This window comes from Glutamicibacter mishrai, assembly GCF_012221945.1.
Classification (GTDB): Bacteria; Actinomycetota; Actinomycetes; order Actinomycetales; family Micrococcaceae; genus Glutamicibacter; species Glutamicibacter mishrai.
In genome coordinates, this window is sequence record NZ_CP032549.1 from 1,322,630 (window position 1) to 1,349,629 (window position 27,000).

The 27,000-nt window shown below is 59.4% G+C and carries 25 protein-coding genes, 1 pseudogene and 2 riboswitches; of the genes and pseudogenes, 11 read left to right on the top strand and 15 right to left on the bottom strand.

The features are described from left to right. Nucleotides 1-236 precede the first annotated feature (236 nt). Nucleotides 237-1,934: a purine-cytosine permease family protein gene (locus tag D3791_RS06265; protein ID WP_172511626.1), complete on the top strand. Its 1,698-nt coding sequence runs from the start codon at nt 237-239 to the stop codon at nt 1,932-1,934. Nucleotides 1,935-3,648: 1,714 nt separating this feature from the next. After that, on the top strand, nt 3,649-4,317 hold the full coding sequence (locus D3791_RS06270; protein ID WP_172511627.1) for an IclR family transcriptional regulator: 669 nt from the start codon (nt 3,649-3,651) through the stop codon (nt 4,315-4,317). A gap of 30 nt (nt 4,318-4,347) precedes the next feature. Here the strand turns inward: D3791_RS06270 and D3791_RS06275 are convergent, their stop codons facing one another. Beyond that, entirely contained in the window at nt 4,348-4,512 is a 165-nt protein-coding gene (locus D3791_RS06275; protein WP_172511628.1) for a hypothetical protein, read from the bottom strand. Nucleotides 4,513-4,730: 218 nt separating this feature from the next. On the opposite strand from D3791_RS06275, the gene D3791_RS06280 reads away from it, so the two are divergent. After that, entirely contained in the window at nt 4,731-5,498 is a 768-nt protein-coding gene (locus D3791_RS06280; RefSeq protein WP_022875630.1) for a DUF2786 domain-containing protein, read from the top strand. Nucleotides 5,499-5,648: 150 nt separating this feature from the next. On the opposite strand, the gene D3791_RS06285 is transcribed toward D3791_RS06280, so the two are convergent. Further along, nucleotides 5,649-6,107, bottom strand: a complete 459-nt coding sequence (locus tag D3791_RS06285; protein WP_172511629.1) for a GatB/YqeY domain-containing protein — start codon at nt 6,105-6,107, stop codon at nt 5,649-5,651. Between the two features lie 84 nt (nt 6,108-6,191). On the opposite strand from D3791_RS06285, the gene D3791_RS06290 reads away from it, so the two are divergent. Next, nucleotides 6,192-7,583 carry a DUF4232 domain-containing protein gene (locus D3791_RS06290; protein WP_172511630.1) on the top strand — a complete coding sequence of 464 codons (1,392 nt, stop codon included), beginning with the start codon at nt 6,192-6,194 and terminating at the stop codon, nt 7,581-7,583. A gap of 8 nt (nt 7,584-7,591) precedes the next feature. Here the strand turns inward: D3791_RS06290 and D3791_RS06295 are convergent, their stop codons facing one another. Together D3791_RS06295 and D3791_RS06300 are read right to left on the bottom strand one after the other, a co-directional pair. Beyond that, a complete protein-coding gene (locus D3791_RS06295; RefSeq protein ID WP_172511631.1) occupies nt 7,592-8,866 on the bottom strand; it encodes a carboxylate--amine ligase in 1,275 nt (424 codons plus the stop codon). A 13-nt stretch (nt 8,867-8,879) separates the two neighbouring features. Beyond that, on the bottom strand, nt 8,880-10,022 hold the full coding sequence (locus tag D3791_RS06300) for a lipid II:glycine glycyltransferase FemX (protein WP_022875634.1): 1,143 nt from the start codon (nt 10,020-10,022) through the stop codon (nt 8,880-8,882). A 96-nt stretch (nt 10,023-10,118) separates the two neighbouring features. Here D3791_RS06300 and D3791_RS06305 point away from each other — a divergent pair, with 96 nt between their 5' ends. The 3 genes from D3791_RS06305 to D3791_RS06315 are packed head-to-tail and all read left to right on the top strand — an operon-like array spanning nt 10,119 to nt 13,127. Then, the gene (locus tag D3791_RS06305) at nt 10,119-10,448 is read left to right on the top strand and encodes a metal-sensitive transcriptional regulator (protein WP_022875635.1); all 330 of its coding nucleotides are present in this window, start codon (nt 10,119-10,121) and stop codon (nt 10,446-10,448) included. Nucleotides 10,449-10,505: 57 nt separating this feature from the next. Beyond that, on the top strand, nt 10,506-10,826 hold the full coding sequence (locus D3791_RS16735) for a heavy-metal-associated domain-containing protein (RefSeq protein WP_172511632.1): 321 nt from the start codon (nt 10,506-10,508) through the stop codon (nt 10,824-10,826). Between the two features lie 57 nt (nt 10,827-10,883). Continuing rightward, complete coding sequence (locus D3791_RS06315) at nt 10,884-13,127, top strand: heavy metal translocating P-type ATPase (protein WP_172511633.1); 2,244 nt, start codon at nt 10,884-10,886, stop codon at nt 13,125-13,127. An 8-nt stretch (nt 13,128-13,135) separates the two neighbouring features. Here D3791_RS06315 and D3791_RS06320 read toward each other — a convergent pair whose 3' ends face one another. Then, nucleotides 13,136-13,927 carry a hypothetical protein gene (locus D3791_RS06320; RefSeq protein WP_172511634.1) on the bottom strand — a complete coding sequence of 264 codons (792 nt, stop codon included), beginning with the start codon at nt 13,925-13,927 and terminating at the stop codon, nt 13,136-13,138. Between the two features lie 280 nt (nt 13,928-14,207). Beyond that, a riboswitch (glycine riboswitch) is annotated at nt 14,208-14,306 on the top strand. A 1-nt stretch (nt 14,307) separates the two neighbouring features. Continuing rightward, nucleotides 14,308-14,415: riboswitch (glycine riboswitch) on the top strand. Between the two features lie 176 nt (nt 14,416-14,591). Here D3791_RS06320 and cycA point away from each other — a divergent pair. Further along, nucleotides 14,592-16,094: a D-serine/D-alanine/glycine transporter gene (gene cycA / locus D3791_RS06325; protein WP_022875639.1), complete on the top strand. Its 1,503-nt coding sequence runs from the start codon at nt 14,592-14,594 to the stop codon at nt 16,092-16,094. Between the two features lie 179 nt (nt 16,095-16,273). Continuing rightward, nucleotides 16,274-16,633: a 4a-hydroxytetrahydrobiopterin dehydratase gene (locus D3791_RS06330; RefSeq protein ID WP_022875640.1), complete on the top strand. Its 360-nt coding sequence runs from the start codon at nt 16,274-16,276 to the stop codon at nt 16,631-16,633. Nucleotides 16,634-16,648: 15 nt separating this feature from the next. On the opposite strand, the gene D3791_RS06335 is transcribed toward D3791_RS06330, so the two are convergent. From D3791_RS06335 to D3791_RS06350, 4 genes are all read right to left on the bottom strand, one after another. Then, nucleotides 16,649-17,680: an FUSC family protein gene (locus tag D3791_RS06335; protein ID WP_172511635.1), complete on the bottom strand. Its 1,032-nt coding sequence runs from the start codon at nt 17,678-17,680 to the stop codon at nt 16,649-16,651. Then, on the bottom strand, nt 17,680-18,129 hold the full coding sequence (locus D3791_RS06340; RefSeq protein WP_172511636.1) for a MarR family winged helix-turn-helix transcriptional regulator: 450 nt from the start codon (nt 18,127-18,129) through the stop codon (nt 17,680-17,682). The genes D3791_RS06335 and D3791_RS06340 overlap by 1 nt, the downstream gene beginning before the upstream one ends. Nucleotides 18,130-18,346: 217 nt before the next feature. Beyond that, nucleotides 18,347-19,876, bottom strand: a complete 1,530-nt coding sequence (locus D3791_RS06345) for a GMC family oxidoreductase (protein WP_172511637.1) — start codon at nt 19,874-19,876, stop codon at nt 18,347-18,349. Between the two features lie 138 nt (nt 19,877-20,014). Next, complete coding sequence (locus tag D3791_RS06350; RefSeq protein WP_172511638.1) at nt 20,015-20,992, bottom strand: EamA family transporter; 978 nt, start codon at nt 20,990-20,992, stop codon at nt 20,015-20,017. Between the two features lie 120 nt (nt 20,993-21,112). Between D3791_RS06350 and D3791_RS06355 the strand changes: the two genes are divergently transcribed. Together D3791_RS06355 and D3791_RS06360 are read left to right on the top strand one after the other, a co-directional pair. Beyond that, nucleotides 21,113-21,661, top strand: coding sequence for a CGNR zinc finger domain-containing protein (locus D3791_RS06355; RefSeq protein ID WP_022875645.1), 549 nt, complete (start codon nt 21,113-21,115; stop codon nt 21,659-21,661). 111 nt (nt 21,662-21,772) lie between these two features. Beyond that, nucleotides 21,773-22,084, top strand: a complete 312-nt coding sequence (locus D3791_RS06360) for a hypothetical protein (RefSeq protein WP_022875646.1) — start codon at nt 21,773-21,775, stop codon at nt 22,082-22,084. A 13-nt stretch (nt 22,085-22,097) separates the two neighbouring features. On the opposite strand, the gene rraA is transcribed toward D3791_RS06360, so the two are convergent. From rraA to D3791_RS06395, 6 genes and pseudogenes are all read right to left on the bottom strand, one after another. Then, nucleotides 22,098-22,574 carry a ribonuclease E activity regulator RraA gene (rraA, locus tag D3791_RS06365; protein ID WP_172511639.1) on the bottom strand — a complete coding sequence of 159 codons (477 nt, stop codon included), beginning with the start codon at nt 22,572-22,574 and terminating at the stop codon, nt 22,098-22,100. Between the two features lie 347 nt (nt 22,575-22,921). Then, nucleotides 22,922-23,833 (bottom strand): annotated as a pseudogene (locus tag D3791_RS06375) (HipA domain-containing protein). Nucleotides 23,834-23,945: 112 nt separating this feature from the next. After that, nucleotides 23,946-24,242, bottom strand: coding sequence for a helix-turn-helix domain-containing protein (locus D3791_RS16905; protein WP_172511642.1), 297 nt, complete (start codon nt 24,240-24,242; stop codon nt 23,946-23,948). Between the two features lie 260 nt (nt 24,243-24,502). Beyond that, complete coding sequence (locus D3791_RS06385; RefSeq protein WP_246242545.1) at nt 24,503-25,897, bottom strand: amino acid permease; 1,395 nt, start codon at nt 25,895-25,897, stop codon at nt 24,503-24,505. A 177-nt stretch (nt 25,898-26,074) separates the two neighbouring features. Then, on the bottom strand, nt 26,075-26,368 hold the full coding sequence (locus D3791_RS06390) for a hypothetical protein (protein WP_246242393.1): 294 nt from the start codon (nt 26,366-26,368) through the stop codon (nt 26,075-26,077). Nucleotides 26,369-26,406: 38 nt separating this feature from the next. Beyond that, nucleotides 26,407-27,000, bottom strand: a complete 594-nt coding sequence (locus tag D3791_RS06395) for a hypothetical protein (protein ID WP_172511644.1) — start codon at nt 26,998-27,000, stop codon at nt 26,407-26,409.

A 27,000-nucleotide genomic window follows, 5' to 3' on the forward strand; every position in this document is an offset into this window, starting at 1 on the left:
TGTCTCTATAGTTGCGACACTGTTCTAACTATAGAAACAAGTGTAGCTCTAATGTGACCCCTTACACCATGCTCCGCCGCTCTTTTCTGCGCAACCACCCCTGACCACATCCGTTGTGAGCACAACTCCGGCAAGCCGACCACGTAACCAAGGGTTCACGCGGGGCCGACGTAATTTACGTGCTGGACACAGAAGAGCCGAACCCGGCGAAACATCGGCTCCATAAGCTGAGGCACATGACAGCGACGAATGAACAACAGCAGGCACCGGCCAGCACTTCTGGCGGCACCAATCAGGGGCAACTGAACGCCGCCAAGGAATCCCTGGAGGACTACACGCTTCGATTCGCCCCGCGCTCCTACCGCCGGTGGGTCCCGTCGGTGGTGGCCACCAGCGCCCTGGGCGGAATCGCCTACCTCGCCGACTTCTCCATCGGCGCGAATATCGCCCTGGCCCACGGCACGGCGAGCGCAGTCACCGGCGTGCTGATCGCCGCGGTGATCATCTTCGTTACCGGTTTCCCGCTGGCCTACTACGCGGCCCGCTACAACCTGGACCTAGACCTGATCACCCGAGGATCCGGTTTCGGCTACTACGGTTCAATCGTCACCAACGTCATTTTTGCCACCTTCACCTTTATCTTCTTCGCCCTCGAAGGCGCCATCATGGCCCAGGGCCTGGAACTGGGCCTGGGCATTCCGAAACCGCTGGGCTATGCGATTTCAACCCTCATGGTCATCCCGCTGGTCATCTACGGCATGAAGACCCTGGCCAAGCTGCAGGTCTGGACCACGCCGCTATGGCTGATCCTGATGGTCGTCCCCATGGTCTACCTCGTCGCCACCCACCCCGAATCCGTTGACACCTTCGTGAACTACGCCGGCGAGCAGGGCAATGGCCAGGGCGTGAACTTCGCTTCGGCCATGCTGGCCGCAGGCGTCTGCTTGTCCTTGATGGCGCAGATCGCCGAGCAGATCGACTACCTGCGCTTCATGCCTCCCAAGACCGCCGCCAATGCCCGCAGCTGGTGGACCGCCGTGATCCTCGGCGGCCCGGGCTGGGTCATCTTCGGTGCCATCAAGCAGATCACCGGCATGTTCATCGCCGTCTACCTGATCGCCACGCTGGACCCGCAGGCTTCGGCCACCGCCAACGAACCGGTCCACCAGTTCCTCGGCGTGTACCGCGAAATGATGCCAGCCTGGCTGGCCATGAGCCTGGCCGTGATCCTCGTGGTCATCTCGCAGATCAAGATCAACGTCACCAACGCCTACTCCGGCTCGCTGGCATGGACCAACTCCTTCACCCGCGTCACCAAGACCTACCCGGGCCGCATGATCTTCGTGCTGGTGAACCTGGGCATCGCGCTGATCCTGATGGAAGCGAATATGTTCGACTTCCTGAACACCGTGCTCGGCTTCTACGCGAACTGCGCCATGGCATGGGTGGTCACCGTGGCCAGCGACATCGCCATCAACAAGTACCTGTTCAAGCTCTCCCCCAAGGTTCCGGAGTTCCGCCGCGGAATGCTCTACGCGGTGAACCCGGTGGGCTTCATTTCGATGCTCGTCTCCGCGATCGCCTCCATTGCAGTGTTCTTCGGACTGCTCGGCCCGCAGATCCAGCCTTTCAGCCCGCTGGTTGCCGTCGGCCTGGCGTTGCTGCTGCCACCGGTGCTGGCCTCCCTTACCAAGGGCCGCTACTACCTGCGCCGCAGCGATGACGGCATCGACAGCCCGCTGCTGGATGCCGATGGCAACCCGAGCGATGAGCTGTACACCTGCTGCGTTACCGGCTTGAAGTTCGAACGACCAGACATGCTGGCCTCCGCGGTGCCCGGACCGAACGGGGAAAAGCAGTACATCTCCTCGCTGGCCCTGGCCACAGACCGCACCGGCGAGCACCTGCTGCCAGCTGATCCACCGATCCGCTAATTAAGGACAGATCAAGCTCCACTGAAGGCAGGCTACCGCCCGTAGCCTGCCTTCAGTGTTTCCTTATCGACCGTTTTAGACCAAGGTTGCATTCTCCATGGTTCACGGTTGCTTGGGGACGACTAACAGCAGCAGTATTAAAAGTTTTAGAAACGAACGTATAGTTCACAGAATCAACTGAGAACCTACGGCATTATTGGAAGAATGGCGTTCCTATCTTTCATATAGACGTCCGGTGTCCCGTATTCGTGTAACGTCGCTTTGACTCAAATTTGTGCGAACACCTATCGCACGGACGGTTACTCCATGCGACAGGGCCGAAGCAATAGCATGTTCTAGTTCTGCAATGCAGCCAACCAAAGCGCCGGTAGGTGTGGGGTTCTTCTCGACTGCTTGCAACTGAACCAATCTAGCGATCAACGTGTCAATCCTCGCCCAGTCATATTCAACCACTGTGTTGGAATCGTTCCCGTGGTGAAATATGACCCAATCGTTCATCAGCTACAGCCCTCTCACGCGGTGACGTTGCAAGCAAATATCTTGCTTGCAGACTCGTAAGGGCCAAATTGAATGCCCCTTACATAGACTCTAACGCCGGTTAGGAAGCGATAGTTCGCATTAGTGTCGCAGCGTGGTTCGCGGTAAATGTTGGCCACACGGGATGAACGATTGTTGGTAGACGAAACCGGCCCATCCTCATCTCGATACAATCCACATGCCGGCCAACTTCCAGCACAGGTAGCCCGCAGAGCCCCCGTGATCCAGTGTGGGTAGACTCCCGACACGGAAGTTGAGGCGCATGAATTGGTTGCTCCCCAATGGAGTTCGCCCGTCTGTTTAGCCATGGGCTTAAAGGAACCCACACAGCCGGTTGCGCTCCAGTTCGCTGGAAGGGCGACGTCTAAGGCATGTTGCTTGAGAGGCAAAGAGGCAGGCTCGCTAGGTATCTGCAAAAACCAGTTCCCTTCAGTGTCCAGGAGGAAACGTCCTCCTTTCGCATCGGATTGGATCGTGAGGCCTTCAAGCTTCAGCCCTTTCGATTTCGCTAGTGATCGTGTTGAAGGGTCGTTGACAGGGCTTTTTGTCATTGGAGCCTGGGCAGCACTATTCTCCGTTGAAAGTCCGTTTGAGGACGTATTGGCATGAATTTCAGGACTGGCCTGGGCTCCCGCCATGGTTGTTACAGAGAGAGCCACTACGGCGAGACCTGCGAGCACTGAGGCGAACAACGATTTCATGGGATTCTTCCTGGTGGATAGAACAATCGAATGGGCAACAGCACGAGTTAGGGAGAAACTACGAGATGATTGTTTGGTATGTCAAGGCTAAAGATATATGAGCCGAGGAGCCAAAAAAGTAATTGTTTCGCCTATTATCCAGCAAGTAATATTCCGGGCTTTTAGTTCCGTCAGACTCGAGTGTTCAGGTAACACACGACAATGATCCCGATCATGATGACCGTTGCGATTGCACCTGGTATGACGCCCGGATTGTTGTTCGAGTTCCAGAAAAATTAGATCAGAGTACTGATGATTTCGGCTAGGCCCAGAGCGATGGTGTCGACTTTGAAAACGTACTGGTTTTCTCTTCGCTTCAAAAACGACCGTTTATGAAATTCCGCATGCCCGCAGTGGGCTAGGCTGTGAGCAAGAAAATAAACACTGGCAGAAGTACCTTGCCGGCCCAACGGCGGGCGGGATGAAATGATGAAGCAATGACCAAATCCACCGAAGGCGGATCCCAGACCTTGGGCCGCGGCCTTGAAGCCCTGACCCTCATTGGCGAATCGGCGGCACCCATCAGCGTGGCCGAGCTGGCTGCCCAATTGGGGATCCACCGTTCCATGGCCTACCGCCTGGTCAAGACCTTCGAGCAGTACGGCTTTGTTGAGCGCATGCCCTCCGGTGATTTGGAACTCGGCGCACGACTTGGCGCGCTGGCCCGCAATGTGGCCAAATCCCTGCAGTCGGCAGCGGCCCCGCATTTGGCATCGGTGTCCGATGAACTTCGGATGACCGCGCTGCTGGTGGTCTTCGACGGCGAAGCGGCCGTCACCTTGAGCACCGCCGAGCCGCGCATGGCCGATGCCACGGTGGCTCAGCGCCCGGGCACGCGCCACCCCATTGATAACGGAGCGCCGGGACGAATCATTCGCTCGCAGCTCAATCCGGAGAAGTATCCGGCCAAGGCCTTTGAGTTCAGCCACGACGAGGTGATCCCGGGGCTTCATTCCATCGCAGTACCGTTGTTATTGCCGCAGGAGAAGCCGGCGGCCATTGCGGTGATCTATCCACCGCTGGAATTGGATGAAAACCATATCGCCCAGGTACTCGCCACAGCCTCCGAGCGCATCTCTGCGGCTCTGGGAATCCGGATGAAGTAAATACCTGAGCGATGGGCTACTGGTTACTGCCTACGCGGTGCAGGCTTCATTGGAGCATCCGGCATCACGCGGCTTGTAGGTTTCCGTCCCTTCGACCTTTTCCCACACAACGTGACGATGCTGTCCGCACCGCTCGCATGAAGGAGCCAGGTAGGTGGCCCGCTCTTCCATGGTGTATGTCCGAAAATCACCCATCAGAACCTCTCCTAAACCAGCCTCGGATCAAGGATCCGGAGCGTGCTGGACCTGCTTGGTGCCTACACTCTACGCGTTGATCTCATCACCGGCTAGAGTCGTTTCCAAACAGTTACCCACACCCCGGCAAGCAGCATTCACAATGACCTGCGACACTGGTGCCGTGAACCCGCACAAGCCGCTTTACTACCCATCGCACTGCCCGGAAAGAAGACGTCATGAGCACCTCTGAACAGAAGCTTCAGCGACTGAAGGAACGCATCGCGCTGCTGCTGAATAAGGCGGAAAACACCAACTTCCCGGCAGAGGCGCAGACCTTCCAGGAACACGCCGAACGGCTCATGGTCCGTTATGGCATTGGACGCGCCGAATTGGATGCCCAGCCCATTGGTCCTGGCAAGAAGAAGGAACCAATCATCGAAGAGCACTTCGATATGCGCGGCACCTACCGGCTGGGGCAACGCGACGGACTGTCCTCGGTGGGCCATGCTTTCCGGACCGTGACGATGCTGCAGACGAACTATTCGAACTTTTGCCGTTTGTACATCATTGGCCACGAGTCAGATGTGAACACGGTGAAGAACCTATTCTCTTCTTTGGTGATCCAGGCCAGCGTAGCGATGAGCCATTGGTGGAGCGAAGAAGGAAAGTATCTGGCATGGGATCGGACCGATTCAGAGAAGGTCATCGAGCGCCGCGAGTTCCAGCGCAGCTTCTACTTGCAGGTGGCTGAACGCATTCGCGGGCTGTACCAAGAGGAAAGCCAGCACAACGGCAGCGGCACCGAACTGGTCTTGGTCAGCCGCAAAGAACAGGTCGATGACTTTGTCAGCGAAAAATACCCATTCCTTCGCCGCAGCCGAAACCGCGCCGCCACCGGCAGTTTGAACGCTGCTTTAGCTGGCCGGGTCGCCGGCAGCCGGGCCGATCTTGGTTTTGGAAAAGACGTCGAATCCAACGGGACCGCAGGAGAAGTAGCCAGCTAGGGCTTCTTACTCGAAATCCCACCCCTAAATTCCGAGTTAGATTATCTAAGTGGGAATTTTCAGTGGATAGGTCTCAACGCGCTCGCCCGTGAAAGCTGCAGGTACGGCAAAGGGCCGCTCCGAAGAACGACCCTTCATGCCAGCCGGAGATCAGCCCAGCTTGGCGCGAACCATCTGTGAGACAGCCTTGCCGTCAAAACGGCCAGCGATTTCGGCGCCGACCAATTTCATTGCCTGGCCCATATCCTTCATGGTCATTTCATGATCTGCGGCAAGCTCGGCCATGACCTTGTCCACGATGCCCTGGGCTTCTGCCTCATCAAGCATCTTTGGCAGGTAAGTCGAGATGAACGCCGCCTCGGCCAGCTCTCGTTCTGCAAGATCCGCACGACCATCCTTGGCAGCCAGCGCCGCGGTTTCCTCGCGGTTTCCCACTTCCTTGCGCAAGAGGTTCTCGACGTCCTGGTCGTTGAGCTCGCTCGGGTTCTTGCCCGACTTCTCCTTGGTGCCAATGGCGCTGAGGATATTGCGCAGGGTGGTTTTCTCCAGCTCGTTGCCTGCTTTCAGGTGGACGATGCTGTCTTCGCGCAATCGATCTTTCAAACTCATGGGGGTCTCGCTTTCAAAGTATGTGTGGTTGAAACTCTACCCGCTGGCAGCTTCGATTCTTTCCCGCCTTGGTACGGTAGCTACATGAAACCACTGCGGCTTGGCGCGATCATCGCGATACTCCTTCTCGCAGTGGCCGTCGCGTTTCTCTGGAGGCCATGGGACGCACTCAAGCCCTGCGACGCACCCAAGGAGTACTGCACGCTTGCTTCCGAGTTGGAAGATAAGGAAGGCATCAACTCGACCGAGGTCGGTTTTGAAACCACCATGATCGATGCCAAGGACGGAAACTCTTCACTGGCATCGTGGACCGTGGAACTCGACGAAAACCTTGATGCAGAACAAGCCGGCCAGATAGCGCATGGAGTTTCATCCCGGATTCGGGACTTTGCCAGCGAGCAGTCAAAGGTGCGCAGTTCTCTGCGTTTTGTCGCCGGCGAGCCACAGGAATCAGCTGTCCCGGATCTCGTGCTGTACCCGCTGGATGTCTCCGACAGTGAAGCGGTCAAAGAGCGTATTGTCCAAGCGTTTTCCCTGCTCAAGCTCGGTGCCCTCAGCGTGGGACCCGGTTCCGCCGTGGCAAGGGATCTGCCGACGTTGAAAATCCTGGGCGATTACGCTGCCCAGCAGGAGATGCCCGTAACCTTGGCGCTGGAAGACTCTTCGCTGAGGTACAGCTCGGATCAGCGATTGAATACCTCCGAGTTTGATCTGGCTCTGGAAGCAGCCGGCCTCGATGGAGTGGACAACGTGGTCTTTGATTCCAGTGGGCTATCGCTGCACACGAATCAAGAGGAAGATTCCCAAGAAACCGGCAAGCTCAAAGACTGGCTGGGCCAGCATGCGCCGCTGGAAGAACCGGTCGCGTTCACCCTCAGCAGCGCCGGTTATGCGAAGGTGACTGAAGGCTGGGTTGGCGGCAAGCTTCCTGAATCTCTCATCGCCCGCCCTGCACGGATGCCCGATGGCCTGGCACCGTGGCCGAAGGATCCTTCGGCGCCTGCCTGCGCCGCCGGGGATTTGGAGCTTTCCCTCGGTGCTCCCGATGCCGCGTTGGGCTCCAGATATATGGCCTTGTATGCCAAGAACATCTCCAGCGAATCCTGCGCTATCCAGGGATATCCGCGGATCGAATTCCGCAACTCCCAAGGCGGGCGGCAGCAGGACATGGCTATCGAGCCGATGGCGCACATCAAGGCCCAGCGCGTGGTGATCCCCGCGGGCGAAAGCATCTTGTCGGCCTTGAAGTGGAAAGCCATGTCCACCGCCAATGACCCGGATGAAACGACCATGCTGAGCGTTGCGGCGACAACAGGTTTCGGGACGGTGAAGCTTATTCCGAAGGAGGGTGATTCGCCCGTAAGCCTTGATATCCTCGACGGCGGCCAAGTTGATCAAAGTCCGTGGCTCCAGGCCCTCGATGGCTGGCCGATACCGAGTACAGTCGGCCAGCAACCATCAAGAGAACTCCCCTGATCCCAGAATTACTGGGCGCGCGGCGGGAACTTCTTGTACTTGCGGTAATGATTGACCGCATTCAGAACCAGGTAGAACTTTCGGCGTGGATTCTTTTCCGCCGAGAACTTCAGCGGGTTGGATACCTTGCCGGCCTTGAGCAGCACGGCAGCCTTTTTGCCGGTCTCGCTGTCGAGGAATCGGCGCAGCAGGTGATGCGGCAGAACGGTGAAGAGCTGCTCGCGGCGCAGCTGCAGTACCCCAGCCGCGGTTTCCATGACTGCATCGGTGTGCGGGTCCGAAGCATCGAAGTCAGCACCAAGGAACTCCGTGACGTAGAAACGCGCCGGGTTCACGCCAGCAGCCGTGAGATAGAAGTGGTTGCGGCCCAGGCGGGGGTTGATCTCGAAGAATTTGATCTTCCCATCCCGGCGGTCGTACTTCGCATCGATCATCGCGATGCCGCGCCAGCCCAGTTCTTCGAGCATGCGGGCGCCGTCGGCGGCCATCTGGTCGTTCTGTCCAGTGACGATTGCGGCCGAATTGCCCAGTACCAGCGGGGCATGCTCCTCGATGACCACTTCGCCGTAGCCGGCAAAGATGACCTTGCCTTCCTGGGTGGCGAAGTAGGTGCACAGGCGCATCGCGTCATCGCCACCGGGAACGTATTCCTGCAGGATGTAGCCCGAGGTATAGCCGCTGCCATCGATCTTGCCCAGCAGGGTTTCCAGCTCGGCGCGGGAGTCGATGGTGTGGATCTTCTGCTTGCCTTCGAACTTCGCCGCGATCCAGTCCCCCGAGCTTGAAGGCTTGCCAATGACCGGGTAGGTGAAGTCCTTGGCCATGCTGTCCAGATCGGTGCCCGGGTAGTACACGGCGGTGCGCGGGTGGGCGATGTCCAGCTTCTCAGCCAGGGCGTAGAAGTTCTCCTTCAACGCGGCCGCTTCGATGGTTTCCAATTCCGGGTAGGGAATCACGTACTGGGCTTCGAGCTGCTCGCGGTGCTTGGCGATCAGCATGATGTGGAAGTCCAGCGATCCGAAAAGCATCAGCGGACGCTCGGATTCTGACTTGAGTTCGGTGGCCAGATCCCTCAGAGCCGCCACGACGCGGGACTCGTCAGCCATGGAGCCAATAGGACGCAGTTCGATGGCTACCGAATGCTCGATGACCCCGTTGCCAGCAGCTGGGAGCACGACCGAACGCACGCCGTAGGCTTCATAGAATTCTCGGGCCAGGGTGTAGGTGCCGATATCGCCGCCGAGTATGACGGGGACAAAAGGCTGGGTTGGATCAATTGCCACGGTGCGGGATTCCCTACTTCTTGCGCCAGTTCATGTACTTTTCGAAGGCCCAGGCCAGCGGCTTGTTCAGCGCCAGGTCCCATTCGCCGTTGGTCTGCACGATGTCGCAGCCGGTGTTGGTCTTGAACTTGGTCAGGCCCGACAGGTGGTGCTCCTTGTCCAGGGTGGCGCTCACGCCACCCTGGTCCAGGTAGCGGCAGCCGGCGGCGATGGAATCTTCCACCATGCGGTTCATGATGGCCTTCGGCGCGAAGATCTTGCGCTGCTCCGAGGAGGAAGCGCCGTAGAGGTACCAGGCCAGGTTGGATGAGCGGATCACGATTGAGGCCGCGAGGTCCACGCCTTCGTTGCTGGCGATGTAGAGGGTGCAGGATCCCGGCACCGCTTCGTTGAGCACGCGGTGCATGGTCTCGAAGTAGCTCAGCGGGCGTCCGGTGAATTCCTGGCGGTCTGCGGTGTGGTTGTACAGGGCATGGAAGCGGGCCATGTCCGCGGTGTCCCCCACCTCGATTTCCAGGGTGCTCTTCAGGGCCTTGCGGGTTTCGTTGCGAGTGGTTGCCGAGTAGCTGGCCATCACCTGCTCCACATCCAGCTGGTTGCCTTCTTCATCCTGCAGGGCAACGCGGGCCACGTATTCCGGCTGGCCTGCGCCGAAGTCCAGTCCGACATCTTCCTTGGTGAAGCCCAAATCCAGCAGGGCGTCGTTCAGCGCCAAGGCCTGCTCGGAGCTGCTCTTCAGTTCCAGGTCGGCCAGCTGGGCGAAGCCTTCCTTGCCGAGGTTCTTGCGCACGGCAGCCGCGGCCCAGGTGCGCACTTCGCGGCCCGGTCCCATTTTCAGCTGGAAGGCGCCACGGTTCTTGAGGTAGGCGGCCAGCGGGCGGATGACATTTTCTGCCGGGTGGGCCTGGAAGTCGATAACCGGGCCGTCGGGGACGTAGGCCAGGGTCTTCTTGATGACCGGGGCCGCGCGGTGCAGCACCAGCGCGGTGCCGACCAGCTCGTCCTGGTCGAAGAAGCCGAGGGATTCGCCACGCCAGCCTCCCTTGACGCGGGCCCATTCAGGACGCTGCAGGAAGCTGACGTCGTGGGCGGTTTCAAGGAAGGCTGAGTGTTCGGCGCTGGAAATCGGACGCACGTGCAGGTCGTTGTGGCTCACGTGTGAAATCCTATCGTGCTTCCCCTGCTTATGCAGGGAGATTTGATACCCCCAGGGGGTACTTGACTTTATACCCCCGAGGGGTATTATCGAACTATGGAAACCACCCAGAATCCGGATGCCCCGGCACAGCATCACGGTTATCACGCGGACAAGTCCGCACTGGAGCGTCGCCTCAAGCGCATCGAAGGCCAGGTGCGCGGGGTCGCCAAGATGGTCGACGAGGACAAATACTGCATCGACATCCTGACCCAGATTTCTGCCATCAACGCGGCATTGCACAAGGTCAGCGTGCAACTTATCGATGACCACATCGGCCATTGCGTAGTTGATGCCGCGAAGTCCTCCATCGAAAGCGGAGACCCGAGCATCGTCCAGGACAAGATCGCCGAGGCCACGGCCGCGATCTCCCGGCTGGTGCGCTAAGCACGCCCGGATCCCAAATTCAGATTCACACAAAATTCATCGAAAGAGAGCAAGATCATGAGCCACAACTGCAACTGCGGATGCTCGTCCGAGAACAACTCCAGCACTTCCCAGGGACTGCAGATCACCACGCGTGACCAGGCCACCCCGCTCACCACCCAGACGGAGATCAAGATCTCCGGCATGACCTGTGGCCACTGTGTCTCTTCGGTCACCGAGGAGCTCAAGGAACTGGCCGGCGTGCAGAACGTCGACGTCATCCTCGATGCCCAGGGCATTTCCACCGCCACCGTCACCGCAACCGAGAAGCTCAGCGAATCGAGCATCCGCGAAGCCATCGACGAGGCCGGTTACACCGTCGAAGCCATCAACGCCTAGCTCCACCAGCCAGGCGCCAAGCCCCCCAGAGGTGGCAGGAAAGTGCAAGGTAGAACAATGACTTCCCACGCGCCAGAACACGCGCTGCCCGAAGTACGCACCGTCGACCTAGATATCCAGGGCATGACCTGCGCCTCGTGCGTGAACCGGGTTGAACGCAAACTCGGCAAGCTGCCCGGGGTCACCGCCTCGGTCAACCTCCCGTTGGAAACTGCCAAGGTCCAGGTGCCCCGAGATGTCAGCGACGAGACGCTGATCAACACCGTCGAAGCCGCCGGCTACACCGCCACGCTGAAAAAGCCTGCAGTCCACGAGCATGAAGAACATGGCGAGCATGCCGGGCATGAGCATCTGGTCCCCAACCACCTGTTGCTCCGGCTGATCATTTCCGCGGTATTCAGCATCCCGCTGTTCGTGATCTCCATGATCCCGGCAGCCCAGTTCCCGCACTGGGGCTGGGTAGCCTTCGCGCTGGCGACGCCGGTGGTCTTCTATGGCGCCTGGCCATTCCACAAAGCCGCGGCAATCAATGCCCGGCACCTCTCCTCCACCATGGACACCCTGGTGTCCCTGGGCGTGCTGGCCGCTTACCTGTTCTCGGCCATCCAGCTGATCCTTGATCCGCAGATGACCGCGCACACCGGCATGGCGATGAGCGAGCACGCGCTGTACTTCGAAACAGCCGGCGTCGTGGCCACCTTGCTGCTGCTCGGCCGCTATCTGGAGCATCGCGCCAAGTCTTCGGCCTCGGATGCGCTGAAGTCCCTGCTAAACCTGGGAGCCAAGGACGCGGCGGTGCTGCGTGATGGCCAAGAGGTCAAGATTCCGGCAGCCCAGCTGCAGGTCGGCGACCGCTTCGTGGTGCGCCCAGGCGAGAAGATCGCCACCGACGGCGTCGTGGTTGAAGGCTCCAGCGCAGTGGACACCTCGCTGCTCACCGGCGAATCGGTGCCACAGGAGGTCAAGACCGGTTCCGAAGTCACCGGCGCAACCCTGAACACCTCGGGGCGGCTGGTGATCGAAGCCCAGCGCGTCGGTTCGGAAACGACCCTGGCACAGATGGGCAAGCTGGTCTCCGAGGCGCAGTCCGGCAAGGCTCCCATCGCCCGGCTGGCGGACCGCATTTCGGCTGTCTTCGTGCCGATCGTTCTGGCCATCGCGCTGCTCACCTTCGTGATCTGGTGGCTGGTGAGCTCGGATCCCTATCAGGCGTTCAGCGCCGCGGTCGCAGTGCTGGTCATCGCTTGCCCTTGCGCCCTGGGTTTGGCGACTCCGATCGGCCTGCTGGTCGGCACCGGCCGGGGCGCCCAGCTGGGCATCTTGATCCGCGGCCCGCAGGTCCTGGAAGACACCCGCAAGCTGGACACCATTGTTTTGGATAAGACCGGCACGGTGACCACCGGCGTCATGGCCCATGTAGGGACCTTCCCGGTCGCTGGCGTTGATGCCGCTCAGATCCTCGGATTGGCAGCTGCCGTCGAGCATCACTCGGAACACCCGATCGCCCAGGCGATTGCCCGAGCCGGAGCAGAGCGCTGCCCGCTGGCCGAGGCCACCGATTTCCGCTCGGAACCCGGCGGCGGCGTCATGGGTACTGTTGATGGCAAGAAGATCGTTGTCGGCCGGCCAAGCTGGCTGGAATCCACGGGAACGGTACTGGATTCCGAGGCGCACGCGCTCTTGGCCGAGGCTGAGGCGGCCGGAGCCACGGCAATTCTGGTTTCTGTCGACCAGCAGTTCCAGGCCATCATTTCGGTTGCAGATCAGATCAAGGACTCCTCCGCTGCGGCCATTGCGCAGTTGCAGCAACGCGGCTTGCGGGTGGTCCTGTTGACCGGCGATAACCCGTCGGTGGCAGAGAAGGTCGCGGCCAAGGTCGGCATCGATCCGCAGGATGTGTTCGCCGGGGTCTTCCCCGCCGATAAGGCCAAGGCCATTTCTTCCCTACAGGAACAGGGCAAGGTGGTGGCCATGGTGGGCGATGGCGTCAACGATGCACCGGCACTGGCCCAAGCCGATCTGGGCATCGCCATGGGGTCGGGCACCGATGTGGCCATCGAGGCCGCCGATATCACCTTGATGGGCAATGATCTGAAACAGGTCAGCGCCGCCATTGATCTCTCGGCCAAAACCTTGGCCACGATCAAGATGAACCTGTTCTGGGCTTTCGCCTACAACACAGCTGGCATCCCGATCGCGGCCTTGGGTTTGCTCAATCCGATGATTGCTGGCGCCGCCATGGCGGCCAGCTCGGTATTGGTCGTCGCCAACTCGCTGCGTCTTCGCAGCTTTGGCAAATAACGCAGGACTTACGGCGTTTCCCTGACGCTGGTCATGACTTTCTTGAGAGTTGCATACTGCTCGCTCTCAAGGAAGCTCGTGGCCTCGTCCAGGGTCACGACTCCATCGTCGTCATAGCCCAGCGCTTGCAGATACCCCGGGGCCATGCCCATGATCGAATTCCGGTCAGCGCTGGTCATGAAGCAATCAATCGCTGGCTTTTCTGTCCAGTTCTGCCACTCATCATCGATGATGACTGCGACGCTCAGATCCCGCTCGCCAAAGCTGGCCACCCAGTAATAGGTGACCACACTTGTTGGCGCGTACTGGAGTTGGGATGCAGCAGCAGTGTCGAGAATGCCTCGCTCATAGGAGTTCGGGTTGTCAGTGTCCCTGAAACTATTCGTTTCAAAATTCATCGCCAGGTTCTGCTCTGAGTCCCAGACCTCGAACGCCGAATAGTTTTCGTCGCATCCATAATCGCAATTTTCAACAACTTCCCAATCCTGGGGAACGTCAAACGTGAGGTTGTAGGAGGACACGGTGCGCCATTGCTCTCCCGGATCTTCTGTCGGTTCCGTTGGTTCCGGCGCTTGGGTCGGCGCACTTGTTGGCGGCCCTGCATGCTCTGGTGCTGGCGCCCAGCTCGGTGGACCAGCATGCTCTGGCGGACCTGGATTTTCTTGAGGGCTTGCGTGTTCAGGTGGCGCAGCGGTTGCTGCGGACATGAAGCTTGCCCCGGTGACTGCACTACTGGTCAGCAGAAGTCCTGCTGCGAGCACTGCGCCGCCTTTGGCCAGTGCTTTAATGGTTGGTTTCATATTGGGTCCCCTTTCCCATCCACAACGATGGGGCCGAGCCACCCATTAATCACTACACGGGATATAAAGTATTGGCCGCGAATTCATACCAGGCATTCGTGATTTGAGCCTGCATTCCTTGCTTCACTGAAGCCCCAAAACCCCGCGACTTCTACAAAGGCAATCCGCGACCATCCACGCACGCATGCTTAGGTGAACGTCGATGAAATCTTCAGACATGCGACTTGCGTCACATTCGATGTTCTGCGCATACTGTGATGGCAATCACCACATATGCCGTTGATACGTGGCGGGAGAGACCCGTCCTCACCAAGGGCGGGCGCCGTAGGAGCAATTTCCTCCCCGGGAAACTCTCAGGCACCCGTACCGCCACGAGAAGGCAACTCTGGAAAGCAGCGCAGAATGAACTGCGCTCACCGAAGGAGCAAGCTTCGCCCAGTAGTCGGGTTGAAGTGAAAACTCTCAGGTTCAAATACAGATTGGGGAGGGACCACGAACAGTGACGCATGATGCTCACCAGATTCGACGGCTCTCTCCAGTGGCATAGGCAGCAGTTGCTCTCAGCGCAGCGAGCTGACGTTGCCTTCCCGGAGCCGGGCGATTCTGGCGTTCTCAGCAAAGTAAGTTGCTAGGCGTCACGCCACACTCCTGGAAGGCAACCAGCATGAGTACCACCAGTTCTGATCCCACACTTGAACGCGGACTATCCAACCGGCACATCCAGCTCATCGCCATCGGCGGTGCTATTGGCACCGGCCTGTTCATGGGCTCCGGCAAGACCATTTCCGTCGCCGGCCCCTCGGTCATCTTCGTCTACATGATCATCGGCTTCATGCTCTTCTTCGTCATGCGGGCGATGGGTGAGCTGTTGCTCAGCAACCTGAACTACAAGACTTTTGCCGATTTCGCAGGTGACCTGCTCGGCCCCTGGGCCGCATTTTTCACCGGCTGGACCTACTGGTTCTGCTGGGTGGTCACCGGCATTGCCGACGTTGTCGCCATTGCCCACTATGTAGCGTTCTGGTGGGGTGACCTGCCGCTATGGGTTCCAGCCTTGGCCTGCATCGCGCTGCTACTGGTGCTGAATCTGGCCACTGTGAAGGCCTTCGGCGAAACCGAATTCTGGTTCGCGCTGATCAAGATCATCGCCATCGGCGCGCTCATCGTCGTCGGCCTGGTCATGATCATCACCGGCTTCCAGCACAACGGCGCCACCGCTTCCGTCGCGAACCTCTGGGCTAATGGCGGGATGTTCCCCACCGGTTTCATGGGCTTTGTCGCCGGATTCCAAATCGCCGTGTTCGCCTTCGTAGGCATCGAATTGGTCGGCACCACGGCCGCCGAAACCAAGGACCCCGAGAAGACCCTGCCCAAGGCCATCAACTCCATCCCGGTGCGCATCCTGTTCTTCTACGTCGGTGCATTGATCATCCTGATGACCGTCCAGCCATGGAAGCTGTTCTCCTCGGAGAACTCCCCCTTCGTGGGAATGTTCACCCTGGCTGGGCTCGCCGGAGCCGCCGGGATCATCAACTTCGTGGTGCTCACCAGTGCCACCTCCAGCGCTAATTCCGGGATCTACTCCACCTCGCGCATGCTGCGCGGCCTCGCCTTGGAAGGTGATGCACCCACTGGTTTCGCGAAGCTTTCGAGCCGCAAGGTGCCCAAGAACGCGTTGATGTTCTCCTGCATGTTCCTGCTGGCCGGCGTCGTCCTGCTTTACAGCGGGGACTCGGTGATGGGCGCCTTCACCCTGGTCACCACGGTCTCGGCGCTGTGCTTCATGTTCGTCTGGACCATCATCCTGCTCAGCTACCTGGTATACCGTGCACGCCGGCCTCACCTGCACGATGCCTCCAACTTCAAGGTTCCCGGCGGCCGGGTCATGCCCTACGTGGTGCTTGCCTTCTTCGGATTCATCCTGTGGGCTCTGACCACCCAGCCAGATACCCTGGTCGCCCTGCTGGTGACACCGATCTGGTTTATCGCGCTAGGCCTTGGCTACCTGGTGGTTCGCCGCAATCCGAAGCATGAGGCGCTACGCCTGGCCCATCTGGGCAAGGTCGCGCACGAACGCTACGAAGCAGCCGCGTACCGCGACAGCAAGGCCTTTGGCCACAAGGAGAGTTCAGTGGCTGACGAAGTCGTGGAGCACGAGGCACGTTAGCAGTCCCAGCTGGTTCAGCACCGACGCCTGCTGCCCCGTGCCTTTGTTTCCAAGGCACGGGGCAGCCTGCGTATTGGCTGTGCGCCCTGTACCTTTGAATCGATTACTGCGACGATGATAAGTGGCGGCCTCTGGCCAGCACCATGGGATAACCCTCCGCCTTACAAGGAGATGTTTCCATGACAAATATTCGACAGCTTTCCCAAGCCCAATCAGCGGTCAGCCTGGTTCCGCAGCAGCGGTTATCCGCCCTTGAAGATTGGAAGCGCAGCAAGGAATCCTTCACTGCGTCCTACCGATTTTCTTCGACCGCCACAGCATTGGAATTCATTACCCTCGTCGGGCTGCTTGCCGAAAAGGTCGGCATTTACCCGCATGTTGATTGGCGTATTGACGCGGTCTACTTGCGCCTAGCGCAGGGCCTGAATACCGAGATAACGGCGCAAACCATCAACTTGGCCCGCCGCGTTTCAGTCGACGCGCACCGGCTTAATGGCGCGGCAATGGTCGATTACCGGGACCGCGAGGCCACCGCGTAAGAAGGCCTGCAGGTTCTACTTATTGCTCGCGCGCCGGTGGGCAATAATACCGATGACAATGCTCTGCACGGCGCCGACCCCGGCGCCCAGCGCGGTCATGGCCACGCGGTCGATAAGCAGGCTGGACGCCGGTTCCGGGCTGACCATGTGGACCATCAACAGCGCAGTCACGGTCATGAACACCATGCCAATGGCGTAGTTGCGCAGAATCACCAGCTCGATGCAGATCTGGCCAATGATCGCGGTGACCAGGATGACCCAGATGGGTGGTTCAAAGAGGAGCACGCCAGCAGTCAGCACCACACCGACGCAGGTGCCGACACTGCGCTGCAGGCCGCGGGCAACCCGGGAATAGGCGTCAATTCCGGTAACGGCAGCGATGGCGCCAAGGCTGGCCCAGTACCAGTGCCCGCCGTTAAGTAGTTCGGCCGCGATGCCAGCGAGCAGCACACCCGATCCCATTTGCGCGGATTCGCGCAGGGCCCGCCCGGTTGGCGTCCAAGAGTATCCCGCACCCAAGGTATGCAGGAGATTGGCTCGGCGCACCGAAAGCCCCAGCATGAACAGCAGGCTGAAGATCATCGTTCCGCCACCCACCAGAAGCACGCCGATGAAGGAATGCGTGGTGGCCGGAATGGTAATGCAGGCGCCTCCGGCGAATACGGCAAAGATGGGGCCGGGCGGCATCCAGCGTGCCGCGTGCGAAACATAATTCGCACCGAAGCCGATCACCGCAAGGACCAGAGCGCAGATGATGAATGGCGCGTGGATCAGCGAGAAGAAGGTTCCCAATAGCATGGCGGTCAGCTGCACCAGTCCGACCGACAGCTGCTGCCAGAAGCGTTGAGCGTAGCCGTCATAGCGTCCGAAGACGGCGCAGAATGCACCGAAGGCCGCGTACATTGCCCAGGCCAGATGCCCGGTAACGGTCACCAGCACCAGCGGAACGGTCAGCGCGAAGGCTGCCTTGGCCGCTGGGATCACCGAGGGCCGTGGTGGCGCGACGACAACGGAGCGCGTGAGTACTTCTTTGACATGTCGTTTCATCAGCGCGCCTCGCCATCCTTGATGGCTACCAGTTGCAGCAGGGTGCGCAGGGTTTCTTGTTGTTTCGCGTCGAGGGCACCGAAGACTTCCGCCTCGCTGCGTTCTGCCGCAGCGGTAGCCCGGGCAGTGAATTTCTTGCCGACCGCGGTCAGTGTGATGATATTGCGGCGCCGGTCCGAGGGGTCCACGCTGCGTTCCAGGATCTTGCGGTCCGCGAGCTCGTCGAGGTATGCCACCAGGTGCCCGCGGTTCAGGTTCGAGTGCTTGGCCAGATCGTTTTGCGACATGGGCCCGAATTCGGCGAGCGCGCAGACAATCATGAAGTGATTGCGGGTCAGCGACTCTGATTCCATGAGTTCGGTGAGTTCTTGGGTGCCCACCCTGCCGGCTCGCGAGGTCAGATAGCTCAGGGAGTTCCATTGGAACTGCGGAATCAGGAAGTCGTTCATCCCTCCAAAATATCATTTCATGGCGAAACTATTTCTTGGCGAGCCAATAATCCATCGAACATCACACTTGCGTGACAAGCAGCAGGCAACACCGAAGGTGGGGGCAACCATCCAGGTACTTAGCCGTACCAATCACTAAGATTTCGACCATAGGCTGCGGGAATCAGACCCCCTGATTCACCTTGCGACAATGAATGCACGCGGCAATCATGGCGTCCTAATCTGCCAACCCGAGCTCCTTGAGCATGAACTTGGCGCCCTGCTCCCCAATCAAGACGGAAGGCGCATTGGTATTTCCGGTGGTAACTTTCGGCATGATCGACGCATCAATCACTCGCAGTCCTCGCAGACCATGAACCCGCAATTCGGGGTCAACCACGGCCTGCTCATCGATGCCCATCGCGCAGGTACCGACCTGGTGGTGGTAGGTCACCACGTTATTGCGAATGTACCGCTCCAGTTGTTCATCATCCTGTACTTCGGGCCCCGGATAGATTTCCTGCGCGCCCCAGGCATCCGCCAATGCTTCTTGTTGAACCATCTGTCGGCACTGCTTGATGGAGAACAAGAAGGCGTCCATATCCCGCTGGTCAGACAAGGCGTTGAGATCGATATTCACCGGATCATCCAGCTCTGGCCCGCTCAACGTCAGCTCGCCGCGGCTGTATGGGGTGACGATTCCAGAATGCAGCGTGAAGGCCGTGCCATCAATCGGTTCCATCCCCGGCGAATACATCGGGACGGCAAAAAAGATCGGCTGGGTGTCAGGCCTATCCAGATCCTCGCAGGACTTGGCAAAGAGATGCGACTGGGACACCGAGACTCCCTGTCGCGGAGCCGGAATTTCTCGCGTGGTAGTTTTTGAGATCACTGGAGCCAGCAGATGGTCATGCAGATTCTTTCCCACCGCAGGCAGCGAATGCACCGGAGCAACTCCCACCTGCTCCAGCTCTTCAACCGCTCCGATGCCAGAGCGCAGCAGGATCTGCGGGGAACCGAGGGCGCCGGCGCTGAGCACGACGTGATCCGCGGCCAGCTGGTGCATCTTCCCGTCCTTCCGGTATTTCACACCGGTGGCCGTTCCACCTTCAACAATCACGGAGTGCACTTCCGCGCCGGTGATGATGGTGGCTTGGTCTCGAACCGGCTTCAGATAGGCTTTCCACGTATTGACCCGCTGGCCGTCAACGATATTCACCTGTTCCTTGGAGACACCGTCTAGCACGCCCGAGTTGTAGTCGGGGTTGTACGGGATTCCGGACTGTTCGGCGGCCTTGATGATGGACGCGTGAATCTCATCGAGCTCATAGTCATTGTCGACCGGAACCGGTCCGCCGACTCCATGAACGCCGCTGGCTCCCCCGGAGAAATCTTCAATTTCTTTGTAGATGGGCAGCACGTTGCCCCAGGCCCACGCCGGTCCGCAAGTCTTGGCCCAATCGTCAAAGTCCTGTTGCGCGCAGCGAACCCAGATCGTTGCATTCAACGCATGGGAACCGCCCAGGACCTTGCCTCGCGGCAGATGCACCCGCTGGCCACCTGCGCCTTCCATGGGCGTGGTGTAGTAGTCCCAGTCATCAGCGCTATGCCACAGCTCTCCCATGCGCGAAAGATCGTGGATCGCAGGGTTGGTGTCTTCTCCCCCGGCTTCGAATACCGTCACCTCAGCACCGGCATCAATCAGACGCCGGGCAACAACCGCTCCCGCCGAACCCGCACCGACCACAATGACAGATACCTTGCCCAAGGCAAACCCACTTCCTATCCCAACAGCGCACCCCGATGTGCGCCGTGAAGCCTAGGATTCAGTGTGCCGTGGATCACCTGCGATAAATTGCCATTGCGCGCAGGGCCATTGTCAGCCAGTGCACAAGGCAGCTGTTTCTCAGCGCTCCTTGCGCACGGCCCGCAGTTCGTCAACGCGCACCAGCACCACGCCGGCGACAATCAGCAGCCCGCCGAACAGCTGCACCAGACCCGGCAGTTCCGCCAGCAGCAGCCAGGCCCACAGCACGGCGAACAGCACCTCGGTCAGCGAAATGAAGCTCGCCACCTTGGAGCCCAATTCCCGGGCAGCCATCACGCCGGTCGTGTAGGAAAACACGGTCGCAATCAGGATCAACCCGATCAGGGCCGCCCACCAAGGGGTCTGGAACCCGGCAAATGAACCGCTGCCCGCAGCGAAGGTCATCGGCAGGATCCCCAAGGAGCCCACCAGCACCATGGTGATCGCACCAACGGCCATGCCTCCGGCAGAGAGCATGATCGGCGGCAGCGCGCCGTCGACCTTGGCGCTGATGAAGAAGTACACGGTCAACCCCACCGCCGCGCCCAGCCCCCAGAGCACGCCGATCGGATCGATACTCGATGCTCCGGTGAGGTCCAAGACCGCAACCAGACCCAGCAAGGACAACAGCGTGCCGATAATGGTGGCCGCCGAGGGGCGCTTCTGGTGCCTGGCCCACAGCACCAAGACGATCAGCACCGGCGCCAGGTATTCGAGCAACAAGGCCACACCCACATCCAGCCGCTGTACCGCCAAGAAATAGCACAGCTGGCAGGCGCCCACGCCAAAGAGCCCGAAGAGCAAGATCGAAAGCCAGTTGGTGCGCACCAGCACCCAGCGTCCACGCATCGCCAGGATCGCTGGAATAGCCAGCACCACTGCGGCTCCTGCCATGCGAGCGGCGACCGCGGCGGTAGGACTCCATCCTGCTTCGAAGAGTCCCCGGGCAAAAGATCCGGAGATCCCGAAGGCCGCCGAGGACGCCAAGGCGATCCAGACTCCCTTCACTTGGCTGGTGCTGCGCGTGGCTGATTCGCGGCCGCTGATCGGCAGCTGCGAACCGGTGGTTTCGCTCATGGGGTGATGACGTCTTTCATGAAGAAATTTCTGCCCACACAGGGGCAACAATGCATATGGGCATGACGATACGGTTAGGCTTGAGAGGCAGTCAATCCACCCCTCGCTCAGGAACGAATTATGACCTTTGCTCCAGATATCGAAGCTTCACTGAAGACCGTCGTGAATCTTTTGAATACCGAGGTGCAGATCATTGACATGCTCTCCACCGTTGCGGATCTGGATGAGTTCCTCGACTCCGAAAACTTCGAAGGCTCCCGCGCGCACAACCAGTCCGAACTGCGTTCCATCCGCCAGCTGCGTTCCCAGCTGAAGCGGATCTGGACCGGCGACGAAGAGGATGCTGTCTTCCGCGTCAATCAGATCCTGCGCAATGCCAATGCCCAGCCGCAGCTGATCAAGAGCGAGAATCTCGGCTATCACCTGCACGCAACCACCACCAGCACGCCGTTGTACGACCGCTTGGCGGTGGATGCGGCCATGGCGCTGGCGGAGGTCATCCGCTCTGGCGGTATTGAGCGGCTACGTATTTGCGCCTCCAGCGACTGCCAGAATGCCCTGCTGGATCTCTCGCGCAACCGCTCGAAGCTCTATTGCGATATCGGCAACTGCGCCAACCGCGAGCACGTTCGCGCCTATCGTGCCCGCAAGGCCGGCAAGTCGGCTTAGCCGCAAGGCATTTGCGATAACCCCGGCAGGTCCTCGCCTTTAACCCGATACGCGCCCTATGATGAACACACCATCGGTATACCCGAGTTGCAGCAGGTGAAAGGGCAAGTCATGTCAGATCAAACACACGCGTCAGATGACTACGAGGCACGGCTGGAGGCCGCTCACAGCAACCCGCTGATGGCGGCCGGACGCTGGGTGGTCGCACTGGCCTCGGCAACTTTGGGTGATGGCGAGTTCGAAGCCAATGAGCCCCAGGTCGTGGTCCATTCCCGCGTGGATGATTCGGTGATGCTGCGCATCACCACCGCCAGCTTGGAAGAGGCCGAACGCCTGATTGTGCAGATCCGCGAGGACTTGGAGAACCTGAGCACCGAAGAGTTCCGTGCCGAATGGGAACCGGCAGCAGACCGGGAACGCTAAGGCTCCCGCCCGGCTAGTGTTCGACGAGGATCCCGTCGATATCCGCGTAGACCATGGCGCCGGGGCGTACCTTCACGTCGCCGATGCTCAGCACTTCATCCACGGTGCCATGCGAGCGCTTGACGGTTTTGCGCGGATTGCTTCCCAGCGCCTTGATGCCCAGTTCGAGTTCCGCCAGGGCCGCGCGGTCGCGCACCGCGCCATAAATGACCACGCCGGCCCAGCCGTTGATTTCGGCGCTGGCGGCGATCATGTCACCCATCAGCGCATAGCGCAGCGACCCGCCGCCATCAACAACCAGGACCGCGCCGTTGCCCGGGAAACTCAGGATCTCCTTGATCAGCCCATTGTCTTCATGGCACTTCACGGTGCGCGCCGGTCCGTGGAAGGATAACCGTCCGCCGAAGTCCTGGAATTGCACCGAGATGGATTGCAGGGCTTCACCGTGCTGGTCGTACAGGTCTGCGGTGCTGATGGGGTCCTGCTGCATGATGCTCCTTTGAATCTGCGATGCTCTTCCACCACACAGCATATCCGCGAGCGCCCGATCATTGGCGAACGATCCGTAATTTAGCAGATCACAAGTACCGGTCGCTCGCTAAAATGAACAATATGCTCATTGATTCCCCGTGCTGCCAGGTCGATTTCATGGGTATGCCACCCGTCTTCTTTGCAAGACTCGACTACTCGGGGCAGCTCCTTGCGCAAAGAATCAAGTACACGATCCATGTTTGTTGATGCCAGCTTAGACGGCATCCCCCAGGAAATGAGTTCGTCAATAATCTGACCACGGGTCAGGTCTTCCAACAGCGGTTCACCACCCACATGAAGCGAGAGCTAGGTGTCATGTTGTTCCCACGTCGCAGTAGGTACAACATCATAGGCTGGGGTTAGTTGTACAGCATTCTTATCAATGAGTATGCCAGTGTTTCTGGCGTGCATGTCACAGTTTCCGATGGTCAAGTTAGCAATCAGATAACTGGCCAGCAGGTTGCGCTCTACGACTGGATTGCCCGATTTATTCCACAGAACTTCATCCATCGATTAAAGAAATGGGAGGATCACGCCTGTTTTCTGGTACTTGTTTCGGGATGCTAGCGCTTGGCACATATCCTCCTGATGGATACGGATAACCCGCCCCTCATCAACCCGACGGTCGAATCTCTCCACCAAGATTGCGTTACGCCCATGTATGGTTAGCATTTCGGCCCGTGCCGCGATCAGTCGATTCCTTTGGGCTGACGTGACACTTGCTTCAACAAGGCGAAGCCCGAAGAGTTCAAGTTGAGCGATCGACGGCCAGACCTCGGATCCGTCTTCATTGAGTAGCGCGGGTTTAAGAATGTGAGTCGTTGGCGTACCGTCTAGCGGAACACCAAACTTTTCACCTTGGTGCACAACCAATAGCTTGCCTTGTAGTCCTCCAAGGCTGACACGCACATTCTGATCAATGGAGGTGCCCAGTGGAGCTGATGGCAACTTTGTGATCGCTTGATGAAGAGCTTCATCGTCGAGCCATCTAATATCCTGCGGGAATGGCTCTGGTAGCTGACGTTGCGAAAGCACTTGGACGGCACCTGCACAATCGCGTCCGTAGGCTTTGAGCATGAGGAAAGTGTTGTCAACTGGTATTCGTTCCCGGGCTGCCAGTTGGCTACGTACAGAGCCCTCCGGCAACAGTCCATCGAGAAAATCCCTGCATTGGACCCATGGATACGGCTCGTCACGCACAGGTAACCTGACAGACAGGAACGACCCCCAAGACTTAGCTTCAGGAGTCTAAGTCAGCGTGGCTCCCCCGAGCCCGTCTGATGTCAGCACTGCTACAAGTTTGCCGTCATTCCATAGTCACAGTTCACCTTCACTCATCTAGGCTCCTTTTGACTCGCACATGCTGGTTGGTGTTCTCATAGGTGCGGATCATGTTGTTCCGCAGAGCCAAGGCATCGTTGGAGTGCCGTGGAGCAACGAGCAAATCGAGCCCGAGGCTATCCAAAACATTAAGGAGCACGGCAACTGTTCCTGGTCTACCGTTTTCGATTTGACTGATCGTTGTCCTGGACATGCAAAGGGCTTGGGCAACGTCGTCCTGGCTCAGACCCAGTTCAACGCGACGTTGCCGAATAGTACGGCTGAGCGAATGAAGGTTATTACTCAAGACTCACCACATCAATGTACTGAAATCTATGCATTATCATGCGAACTTCATTAAAGTTCAGATATTTGTACATTGCATGATCCTTGCATCTAACGTACAGAAATCTAGACGATAAAAACTATTCGAACAATCGTCACGCCAAGCGGAGTGGCCATCTGACCGGCCAAGGCTACAAGCCTTACCCACAAGACGCTCACTACGAAAAATTAGAAATCAGCAATCCGCAACACATCAGTTCTCGTGGCTGCTATCCCTAAACCCTAGAGCTCCAGCTCCTGCTGGTAGGCCTTGGCGTCCAAGGAACCCAAACGTGAGTGGCGACGCCCGTAGCCGAGGTAGATGCTGATGCCGACGATCATCCACAGCCCGAAGACCACCCAGGTGATTCCGGCCAGGTTGAACATCAAGAACAGGCAGGCGGCGATGCCCAGGATCGGAGTCACCGGATACAGCGGAACCCGGAAGGTGCGCGGGGTATCGGGCTGGGTCTTGCGCAGGTACATCACCGAAACGCCGACCAGCGCGAAGGCGAACAGCGTGCCGATGCTGGTGGCCTCGGCCAGCTGGCCCAAGGGAATCAATGACGCGGCAATGGCGACCACGAGGCCGGTGACGTAGGTGCCGATCACCGGGGTGTGGGTCTTCGGCGACACCTTGGCGAAGAAGCGCGGGATCAATCCGTCGCGCCCCATGGACAGCAGGATGCGGGTCTGGCCGTACAGGGTGGTCAGCACCACCGAGACGATGGCGATGACCGAGGCCAGTGCGAAGGCCAGCACCATCCAGCGCTGCCCGGTGATCTCGGAGACGATCTGCACCAGCGCGGCTTCCGAGTCAGCGAACCAGTTCCACTCGCGGGCGCCGATGGCCGCCACGGCAACCAGGACGTAGATCGCGGTCACCAGGACCATGGCGATCATGATGGCGCGCGGCAGGTCCTTCTGCGGATTCTTCGCTTCTTCGCCGGCAGTGGAGGCCGCATCAAAACCGATGTAGGAGAAGAAGACCATCGAGGCGGCCCCGGTGACACCGGCTGCGCCCATCGGCAGCAGCGGGGCGAAGTTACCTGCGTTGAAAGCGGTGAAGGCAACGAACACGAAGAAGATCAGGATCGCGATCTTCACCAGCACCATGATGGTATTGGCCATGGCCGATTCGCGCGCTCCGCGCACCAACAGCACCGTAGCCAGCACCACGACGATCAGCGCCGAAAGGTTGATGACCCCGCCTTCGCCCGGTCCGCCAGCCAGAGAATCCGGCAGCGACAGGCCAAAGATCTGCAGGGTCTGGTTCACGTAGGCTCCAGCGCCGACGGCTACCGCCGCGGCGGAAACCGCATATTCCAGCACCAGGCACCACCCGCAGATCCAGGCCACGCCTTCGCCCAAGGTGGCGTAGGAGTAGGAGTAGCTGGAACCGGAGACCGGGACCATGCCAGCCATTTCGGCATAGGACACTGCCGAGAGCAGCGCGGTGACGCCGGCGAGCACAAAAGCGATCCAGATGGCCGGACCGGCGACCGGAACCGCTGAGCCGAGGATGACCAGGATGCCGGTGCCCAGGGTAGCGCCCACGGAGATCATCACCAGTTGCATCACGCCCAGGGATCGCTTCAGCGAGCCGAGCCCGTTGTTGTTGGCGGCGTCGTTGGCCATCGCGTTGATGGACTTGCGTCGTCGCAACTGCTGGCCCAGCGGGGTGCGTCCGGCAGGCGGGGTGGTACTGGTGCTACTCACGGGGAATCCTTGATACGTGTTTGTGGCAAACAAGAACGCGCCAGGACTATCTGTTGTGGACAGTCCCAGCGCGTGATCTCTGGTTAAGCTTTATTATCAGTCTTCAAACTTCTTGTCCGGGTTGGCTGAGGATCGGTTCACTCCGGTCCCCTTGCCCAGTTCTGGATCGTTCTCCTTGCCCGCCATGGTCATCACCGAGATGACCAGCAGGCAGGCGATGAAGGCAATGCCGAAGCAGGCCAAGCCGATGTCGAAGCGCATTGGGTTCTGCGATCCGCCGGTGGAACCGACCAGGCCGACGACTCCTGCGACGATCGCCATAACCAGCGAGAAGCTCAGTGGGCCCTTGATCGACTGGCTCCACGGCTGCTTCTTCTTGTTGTTTCCCACCAGGAACTCCGTTTCTACTTTTCCTGCAGACTTCAAGACTAGTTGTTTTCTTGCTCTGGCGTATCAGCCGCGGTCACGGCTTCGGCCTTCATTTCGTGGCGATGGCCGAATCCGGCGATCAGCTCGAAGACTGCAAGGACAATGGTTCCGCCGCCGATCAGGCCGAAGAGCGCGTGAGCATCCATCCCGCCGCTGAAGCACAGGGCAATGGCCAAAATCACGCCAACCGCACCGGTGACCAGCTGGTTCCGAAATGGCGGGAAGGCTTCGCGCAGCTTGGCGAAAACGTACAGTTCGGCAAGGCTGGTGACCAGGAAGGCGAAGGCCGCGATGTACCCGATCCAGGCCACCGAGGTGACGAAGATGGTGGCGATGCCGGCCAGCAGCATCAATCCTGCGCCTGCCGCATAAGCTCCGCGGGACTTCTCCGGAGCGCTGTCAACCACCACGTACTGCCACATGAATACGCCGGTGACTACGAGGAAGCCTGCCGTTGAATAGGCCAGGGCCTTATCGTCTGCGCCGATCCAGAAGATCGAAAGCAGCGCGTAGGCGAGCGCGGTGAGTCCGCGCAGGAAGACCGGGCGGAAAACTTCTTTGGCTTGAGCGGGGGTGGTTTTTGGTGCAGGCAC

What these genes read in the sequence shown, in the direction of transcription:
- D3791_RS06265 (WP_172511626.1), top strand. Translation starts at nt 237, where the DNA reads ATGACAGCGACGAATGAACAACAGCAGGCACCGGCCAGCACTTCTGGC.
- D3791_RS06270 (WP_172511627.1), top strand. Translation starts at nt 3,649, where the DNA reads ATGACCAAATCCACCGAAGGCGGATCCCAGACCTTGGGCCGCGGCCTT.
- D3791_RS06275 (WP_172511628.1), bottom strand. Translation starts at nt 4,512, where the DNA reads ATGGGTGATTTTCGGACATACACCATGGAAGAGCGGGCCACCTACCTG.
- D3791_RS06280 (WP_022875630.1), top strand. Translation starts at nt 4,731, where the DNA reads ATGAGCACCTCTGAACAGAAGCTTCAGCGACTGAAGGAACGCATCGCG.
- D3791_RS06285 (WP_172511629.1), bottom strand. Translation starts at nt 6,107, where the DNA reads ATGAGTTTGAAAGATCGATTGCGCGAAGACAGCATCGTCCACCTGAAA.
- D3791_RS06290 (WP_172511630.1), top strand. Translation starts at nt 6,192, where the DNA reads ATGAAACCACTGCGGCTTGGCGCGATCATCGCGATACTCCTTCTCGCA.
- D3791_RS06305 (WP_022875635.1), top strand. Translation starts at nt 10,119, where the DNA reads ATGGAAACCACCCAGAATCCGGATGCCCCGGCACAGCATCACGGTTAT.
- D3791_RS16735 (WP_172511632.1), top strand. Translation starts at nt 10,506, where the DNA reads ATGAGCCACAACTGCAACTGCGGATGCTCGTCCGAGAACAACTCCAGC.
- D3791_RS06315 (WP_172511633.1), top strand. Translation starts at nt 10,884, where the DNA reads ATGACTTCCCACGCGCCAGAACACGCGCTGCCCGAAGTACGCACCGTC.
- D3791_RS06320 (WP_172511634.1), bottom strand. Translation starts at nt 13,927, where the DNA reads ATGAAACCAACCATTAAAGCACTGGCCAAAGGCGGCGCAGTGCTCGCA.
- cycA (WP_022875639.1), top strand. Translation starts at nt 14,592, where the DNA reads ATGAGTACCACCAGTTCTGATCCCACACTTGAACGCGGACTATCCAAC.
- D3791_RS06330 (WP_022875640.1), top strand. Translation starts at nt 16,274, where the DNA reads ATGACAAATATTCGACAGCTTTCCCAAGCCCAATCAGCGGTCAGCCTG.
- D3791_RS06335 (WP_172511635.1), bottom strand. Translation starts at nt 17,680, where the DNA reads ATGAAACGACATGTCAAAGAAGTACTCACGCGCTCCGTTGTCGTCGCG.
- D3791_RS06340 (WP_172511636.1), bottom strand. Translation starts at nt 18,129, where the DNA reads ATGAACGACTTCCTGATTCCGCAGTTCCAATGGAACTCCCTGAGCTAT.
- D3791_RS06350 (WP_172511638.1), bottom strand. Translation starts at nt 20,992, where the DNA reads ATGAGCGAAACCACCGGTTCGCAGCTGCCGATCAGCGGCCGCGAATCA.
- D3791_RS06355 (WP_022875645.1), top strand. Translation starts at nt 21,113, where the DNA reads ATGACCTTTGCTCCAGATATCGAAGCTTCACTGAAGACCGTCGTGAAT.
- D3791_RS06360 (WP_022875646.1), top strand. Translation starts at nt 21,773, where the DNA reads ATGTCAGATCAAACACACGCGTCAGATGACTACGAGGCACGGCTGGAG.
- rraA (WP_172511639.1), bottom strand. Translation starts at nt 22,574, where the DNA reads ATGCAGCAGGACCCCATCAGCACCGCAGACCTGTACGACCAGCACGGT.
- D3791_RS06385 (WP_246242545.1), bottom strand. Translation starts at nt 25,897, where the DNA reads ATGGCCAACGACGCCGCCAACAACAACGGGCTCGGCTCGCTGAAGCGA.